At 41.7% G+C, this 6,435-nt stretch carries 7 protein-coding genes; all 7 read left to right on the forward strand.

Annotation, left to right across the window (positions count from 1 at the left end; genetic code table 11):
* The 7 genes from ispD (at window position 1) to rpoS (ending at window position 5,819) form a co-directional block, all read left to right on the forward strand.
* A complete protein-coding gene (ispD, locus tag Q4546_RS14345) occupies window positions 1-717 on the forward strand; it encodes a 2-C-methyl-D-erythritol 4-phosphate cytidylyltransferase (protein WP_102438076.1) in 717 nt (238 codons plus the stop codon).
* A 14-nt stretch (window positions 718-731) separates the two neighbouring features.
* Window positions 732-1,211, forward strand: coding sequence for a 2-C-methyl-D-erythritol 2,4-cyclodiphosphate synthase (gene ispF / locus Q4546_RS14350; protein WP_102477224.1), 480 nt, complete (start codon window positions 732-734; stop codon window positions 1,209-1,211).
* A gap of 94 nt (window positions 1,212-1,305) precedes the next feature.
* Window positions 1,306-2,430, forward strand: a complete 1,125-nt coding sequence (gene truD, locus Q4546_RS14355; protein ID WP_303446478.1) for a tRNA pseudouridine(13) synthase TruD — start codon at window positions 1,306-1,308, stop codon at window positions 2,428-2,430.
* A gap of 3 nt (window positions 2,431-2,433) precedes the next feature.
* Window positions 2,434-3,183, forward strand: coding sequence for a 5'/3'-nucleotidase SurE (gene surE, locus Q4546_RS14360; protein WP_102438080.1), 750 nt, complete (start codon window positions 2,434-2,436; stop codon window positions 3,181-3,183).
* Window positions 3,180-3,815, forward strand: a complete 636-nt coding sequence (locus Q4546_RS14365) for a protein-L-isoaspartate(D-aspartate) O-methyltransferase (RefSeq protein WP_102438082.1) — start codon at window positions 3,180-3,182, stop codon at window positions 3,813-3,815. Before surE ends, Q4546_RS14365 begins: the two co-directional genes overlap by 4 nt.
* Before the next feature lie 41 nt (window positions 3,816-3,856).
* Window positions 3,857-4,762 (forward strand): peptidoglycan DD-metalloendopeptidase family protein, encoded by a 906-nt coding sequence (locus Q4546_RS14370; protein WP_102438084.1) that lies wholly within the window; start codon window positions 3,857-3,859, stop codon window positions 4,760-4,762.
* A 76-nt stretch (window positions 4,763-4,838) separates the two neighbouring features.
* Window positions 4,839-5,819, forward strand: a complete 981-nt coding sequence (gene rpoS, locus Q4546_RS14375) for an RNA polymerase sigma factor RpoS (RefSeq protein ID WP_102477190.1) — start codon at window positions 4,839-4,841, stop codon at window positions 5,817-5,819.
* Window positions 5,820-6,435 lie beyond the last annotated feature (616 nt).

A 6,435-nucleotide genomic window follows, 5' to 3' on the forward strand; every position in this document is an offset into this window, starting at 1 on the left:
ATGAACGTTGAGAATCAATCTGTTATCGCGATTGTCCCTGCTGCCGGTATTGGTGCAAGGATGGGGGCGACTATTCCTAAACAATATTTAGCTCTAGGTGAGCAAAGCATCTTAGCCCACACCTTAGATAGCTTGATTACTCATAAAAGAATCAAGCAAGTTATCGTAGCGCTGCACCCTGAAGACACCTTTTTTGCGACTTTATCTCAAGCAAACCACCCTAAAGTGAGCACGGTTATAGGCGGTCAAGAACGTGCAGATTCTGTATTGCGTGCTTTAGTGTCGATTGACAAAGAAACCATGGAGTCTAATTGGGCATTAGTCCATGATGCCGCGAGACCTTGCTTAACCCACAGCGATATCGATAAATTACTTAATGCTAGAGTTGACTGCCCACAAGGCGCGATTCTAGCCATGCCGGTGCGAGACACCATGAAGCGCTGTGCTAACTCAACTAATCTAATTAGTGAAACAGTATCACGTGACCATCTTTGGCATGCATTAACGCCGCAACTGTTTCCCTGCAAAAGCTTGCAGCAACATTTAAGTGATGCACTTAAACAAGGCGTGCAAATTACCGATGAAGCTAGCGCCATGGAGTGGGCTGGTGTTACCCCTGGTTTAGTCACTGGCCGCGCAGACAATATTAAAGTTACTCACCCTGATGACTTGCAGTTAGCAGCGCTGTTTTTATCTCACATAAATTCTCAAAAATAACGGTTATTATTATGTTGAATATACGCATTGGTCATGGTTTTGATGTACATAAATTTGGTAGCGATAAACCGCTGATCCTTGGTGGTGTTACTGTGCCATACGAAACAGGTTTAATTGCTCACTCTGATGGTGATGTAGTGTTGCATGCAGTAAGTGACGCCATACTTGGTGCCATGGCTTTAGGTGATATAGGTAAACATTTCCCTGATACCGATGCCGAGTTTGAAGGTGCTGATAGCAGAGTATTATTGCGCCATTGTGTTTCATTGGCACAAGCTAAACAATTTAATATAGGTAACCTTGATGTCACTGTTATTGCGCAAGCGCCAAAAATGTTGCCACACATTGAAGCCATTAGACAATGTCTGGCTGAAGACCTATGTACCCATATCGATAATATTAATGTGAAAGCCACCACCACCGAAAAACTGGGCTTTACAGGCCGCAAAGAAGGCATCGCAGTTGAGTCGGTCGTCCTTATGGTGCGAGATTAACACTGATAAACGACGATATTACGTCTATTAACGTCACGTAAGCTAATTGCACTCAATAGCTGCAATTACATCATTAGCTCATTTGAGAAGAAACATGACTCCGTTATTTTATTTATTTGGTAAGCCTGATTGCACTGCAGATCTACGCACAGTAAACAGTGACTTTATCGTTAAAGAAATGCTGCCTTTTAGCCCAACTGGCGAAGGCGAGCATCATATGATCCATGTTCGTAAAGATGGCTTAAATACCACGCAAGTGGCAGAAATTTTAGCTAAGTTTGCCAAAGTGCATCAAAAAGAAGTGACATACGCAGGCCAAAAAGACCGAAACGCTGTGACAGAGCAATGGTTTGGGGTGCGTATTCCAGGGAAAGAAACCCCTGATTGGCAATCGCTGTCTGATGAGCACTTAACCATCTTATCAAGCCAACGCCATAGTAAAAAACTGCGTATTGGCGCACTGCTGGGTAATCGGTTTGAACTGATTTTACGAAATGTGTCCGATAAAGCAGTGCTTGAGCAACGGATTTTAAAAGTGGCTGAAATAGGCGTACCTAACTATTTTGGAGAGCAGCGTTTTGGCCATAAAGGTAAAAACTTAGTTTTCGGCCAGCAAATGCTCGCGGGTAAAAAAGTTAAAGATAGAAAAAAACGCAGCATGTATTTATCTGCAGTGCGCTCTAATGTGTTTAACACTGCTGTGTCGTACCGTTTAAGTAAAAATGGTATTGCGCCTATTAATGGTGATTGTGTCATGTTAGCGGGCAGTAAAAGTTTTTTTGTCGCGCAGACATGGGATGAGGCCACAATGAAGCGTTTAGCTGACAATGACATTCAATTGTCTGCGCCATTGTGGGGCAGAGGCGAACTCCCCACTCAAGGGCTTGCATCAGTAGTTGAACAAGCTGCATTAGCTGAGTTAAGCATCGATTTAACCGGGCTTGAGCAAGCGGGTTTAGAGCAAGAACGTCGACCATTATTATTAAAGCCTCAAGCGCTAAAATACCGGTTTGAAAATGATGATGTGTTAGTCATCGAGTTTATTTTACCAGCAGGTAGCTATGCGACCTCAGTATTGCGTGAGCTACTGGATTATCAAGATGTTCAAGAAGTGCAGCGACAACAAATGGTGGCAATGCAGCAGCAAGAGCAAGCGCAAGCGCAGCAATTTGCAAATAGCGTTACAAATGACGCAACTAAAAGCACTCTAGAAGGTTAAGTGATGATTAACATATTGGTCAGCAATGATGACGGCGTTACAGCTCCAGGGATCAAAGCCCTAGCGGCAGAGTTAACCAAAATTGCTAATGTGTTAGTCGTGGCGCCTGATAGGAATTGTTCAGCAGCCAGTAATTCTTTGACCTTGACTAATCCATTAAGAATTAATAACTTAGAAAATGGCGCTATTGCTGTCAATGGCACACCGTCAGATTGTGTCCATTTAGCCATTAGAGAATTATGTCCAGTAGAGCCTGATATTGTGGTGTCAGGCATTAATGCTGGGGCGAATATGGGTGATGATACCCTGTACTCAGGTACGGTAGCCGCAGCAATGGAAGGACGCTTTTTAGGCCTACCTGCGATAGCGGTATCATTAGTGGGCAAAGAATTACGTCATTACGATAGTGCAGCAATCTATGCCGCTAAAATAGTGCAAGGTTTACTTGAGCATCCTATTAATAACGATCAAATATTAAATGTAAATGTGCCCGATTTACCGCTAGAACAAATCAAAGGCATGAGAATTACTCGCTTAGGCTCAAGACATAAAGCTGAAGGCATGATCAAAACTCAAGATCCTGCAGGAAGAGATATATATTGGCTTGGGCCTCCGGGCAAAGAACAAGATGCTAGCGCTGATACAGACTTTGGTACAGTTGAACAAGGTTATGTTTCAATTACTCCGCTAACGGTCGACTTAACTGCGTATGATCAGCTTGCTGACTTAGAAAACTGGATTAATAAACTATGAGCCAGGTAGCTTCAACTGTTGCCCTTAATTTAGCCAAAAAACTGCATGAAGCAGGGATCCGTAATCACACTGTGTTGCAGGCGGTATCAAATACCCCAAGGGAGTTATTTCTCGATGGGGCATTAGCCCATAAAGCTTACGAGAATACCGCTTTACCTATTGGGCAAGGCCAAACTATCTCTCAGCCTTATATTGTCGCTAGAATGACGGAGTTATTACTACAACATAACCCTGCTAGAGTGCTTGAAATTGGTACTGGTTCAGGTTACCAGGCAGCGATTTTAGCGCAACTGGTACCTCAGCTTTGCACAATTGAGCGGATCAAGGCGCTACAAATTCAAGCGAGACAACGTTTAAAGCGCTTAGATTTACATAATGTGTCTTTTAAATATGGTGACGGTTGGAAAGGTTGGACCAATAAAGGCCCATTTGATGCCATTATGGTAACAGCAGCTGCAGCATCGGTACCTGAAGCATTATTGGCGCAACTGGCTGAAGACGGCGTGCTAGTGATCCCTGTTGGCGAAGACTCGCAGCAGTTATTAAAAATCACTCGTAAACAAAATGAGTTTCAATCACAAATTATCGAAGCGGTTAAGTTTGTACCGTTAATCAATGGCGACTTAGCTTAACAGTGATGCAAGGGCGATATTTCAAAAGTATGATGGAGACAATGTTGAAGTGTCGTAATTGGCCTTGGGTTACAATTTTACTGCTGTTTATTTCAGGGTGTAGCTTTCAAGCTCACAACCCTGCACCCGTTACGAGTATTTCGAGTAATGCTGGTCAAAAATTTAATAAAGGCTCTATTACCTCTGGCAGTTACAAGGTAAAACGCGGTGATACTCTTTACTCAATTTCATGGGGCGCTGGGCAAGATTTTAATAAAATCGCTCAATATAATGGCTTAAAAGCACCTTATACCATCTATCCAGGACAAACATTAAAACTCACCAAGCCACAGCGCACTAAGCCTGCAGCCAAGCCTGCACCAAAACCGGTCGCTGTAGCGAACACCAAGTCAAAGCCTGCTAATAAAACGGTTGCAAAACAAACTTCAGCACAAAAAAAGCCAGCGACAACGACAAATCAAAATAGTACAAAAAAAGAGCTTGATCACAAAGCTAAGCCTGCGTATTCTGTAAAAACTACCCAAGACAAAACGGTTCAAATAGCGAAAAAATCTGTTTCAACCTTGCCAGATAAAGTAAGTCAGTGGAACTGGCCGACAAAAGGTAAGATTGTAGGTTACTTCTCTAGTACTCAGCAGGGCAATCAAGGCATAAAAATCGCTGGTTCCAGAGGCGATATTATCAAGGCTGCAGCTGATGGAAGAGTTGTTTATGCAGGTAATGCACTTCGGGGCTATGGCAATTTGGTCATTATTAAACACAATGATGATTATTTAAGTGCTTATGCTCATGCAGATGCAATATTGGTCAAAGAAAAGCAATATGTAAATGCTGGACAGACAGTTGCGAAAATGGGTAGTACAGGGACTAATCAGGTGATGTTGCATTTTGAAATTCGTCTCCATGGTAAGTCAGTAAACCCATTAAATTATTTACCTAAACGTTAACTGTTTAGTTCACATTAAAACGGAGGATACGCGCACGAAAATAACTTAATTTTTATCCGGTTTGGGAGAGCACCATATGAGCCAGAAACAAAATACTGCGGTAGCAGAAGAGCTTATGGATTTAGCTAAACAACCACAAGAGATTGCGCTGAAGGAGGCAAAAAATGCCAAGCCAGCACAGCAATCCGACATTGACCAACAAGTTCAAGATGATCTTCAGAAGAATCTTGACGCCACTCAACTATATTTAGGTGAGATCGGTTTTTCTCCTTTGCTTAGTGCAGAAGAAGAAGTCTTCTTTTCACGTAAAGCACTCAAAGGCTGCGAGAAGTCTCGTAACCGCATGATAGAAAGTAATCTAAGATTGGTCGTAAAAATTGCCAGAAGGTATAACAACCGAGGATTAGCATTACTGGATCTTATCGAAGAAGGTAATCTAGGGCTTATTCGAGCAGTCGAAAAGTTTGATCCGGAAAGAGGGTTTCGTTTTTCAACCTACGCGACTTGGTGGATTAGACAAACCATCGAAAGAGCGATCATGAATCAAACTCGGACCATTCGTTTGCCTATTCATGTGGTTAAAGAGCTTAATGTATACTTGCGAACGGCAAGACAGCTTGCGCAAAAACTTGATCATGAGCCGACGGCAGAAGAAATCGCAGACAAATTAGATGTCTCTACTAGCGATGTCAGTCGAATGCTAAAACTAAACGAAAAAATCACCTCTGTAGATACCCCACTAGGCGGGGATAACGATAAAGCATTGTTAGATGTTATTGCAGATGATGATTCAGTTGGACCAGATTATAAAGTACAGGATGAAGACTTATCTAATTCAATTGTCGGTTGGTTAAATGAGCTAAATACTAAGCAAAGAGAAGTATTAGCACGACGTTTTGGTTTATTAGGTTATGAACCATCGACATTAGAAAACGTAGGGGCTGAAATTGGCTTAACACGGGAGCGTGTGCGTCAAATTCAAGTCGAAGCGTTAAAGCGTTTGAAAGATGTATTAGGGGCACAAGGCCTATCAGTCGAAGCGTTATTTAGAAATTAACGCCAACCTTTTAAGCGATTAATTTACGCTTAGGGTTATTTACCTTTGAGGACACGAGTTGTCCTTTTTTGTTGGCTTTTTTTTACTCACTTTTATAGAGCCTGAGCATTATGATAGTTAATGAAACTAGGTTCTAAGTATTAGTTATGAGTACTTAATCATTATAATTGTAATGAATGGGCCGTGATAAACAGCCCATTCAGATTTTACACTGAGCACAATTGCGCTCATCATTTACAAGTTTGATAGCCTTTTTAGTTCATAAAGCATATCAATTGCTTGTTTAGAGCAGTAATCATCAGGATTGACTTTAGGTTCTAAGTGTTAGTTAAATTGTAGTGAATGGGCTGTGATAAACAGCCCATTCAGATGTTACACTGAGCACAATTGCGCTCATCACTTACAAGTTTGATAGCCTTTTTAGTTCATAAAGCATATCAAGTGCTTGTTTAGAGCAGTAATCATCAGGATTGACTTTAGGTTCTAAGTGTTAGTTAAATTGTAATGAATGGGCCGTGATAAACAGCCCATTCAGATGCTACACTGAGCACAATTGCGCTCATCACTTACAAGTTTGATAGCCTTTTTAGTTCATAAAGCATATCAAGTGCTTGTT

Origin of the sequence: Shewanella sp. 4_MG-2023 (assembly GCF_030548015.1) — a bacterium.
Taxonomy (GTDB): domain Bacteria; phylum Pseudomonadota; class Gammaproteobacteria; order Enterobacterales; family Shewanellaceae; genus Shewanella.

What these genes read in the sequence shown, in the direction of transcription:
- Q4546_RS14370 (WP_102438084.1), top strand. Translation starts at nt 3,857, where the DNA reads ATGTTGAAGTGTCGTAATTGGCCTTGGGTTACAATTTTACTGCTGTTT.
- truD (WP_303446478.1), top strand. Translation starts at nt 1,306, where the DNA reads ATGACTCCGTTATTTTATTTATTTGGTAAGCCTGATTGCACTGCAGAT.
- surE (WP_102438080.1), top strand. Translation starts at nt 2,434, where the DNA reads ATGATTAACATATTGGTCAGCAATGATGACGGCGTTACAGCTCCAGGG.
- ispD (WP_102438076.1), top strand. Translation starts at nt 1, where the DNA reads ATGAACGTTGAGAATCAATCTGTTATCGCGATTGTCCCTGCTGCCGGT.
- Q4546_RS14365 (WP_102438082.1), top strand. Translation starts at nt 3,180, where the DNA reads ATGAGCCAGGTAGCTTCAACTGTTGCCCTTAATTTAGCCAAAAAACTG.
- rpoS (WP_102477190.1), top strand. Translation starts at nt 4,839, where the DNA reads ATGAGCCAGAAACAAAATACTGCGGTAGCAGAAGAGCTTATGGATTTA.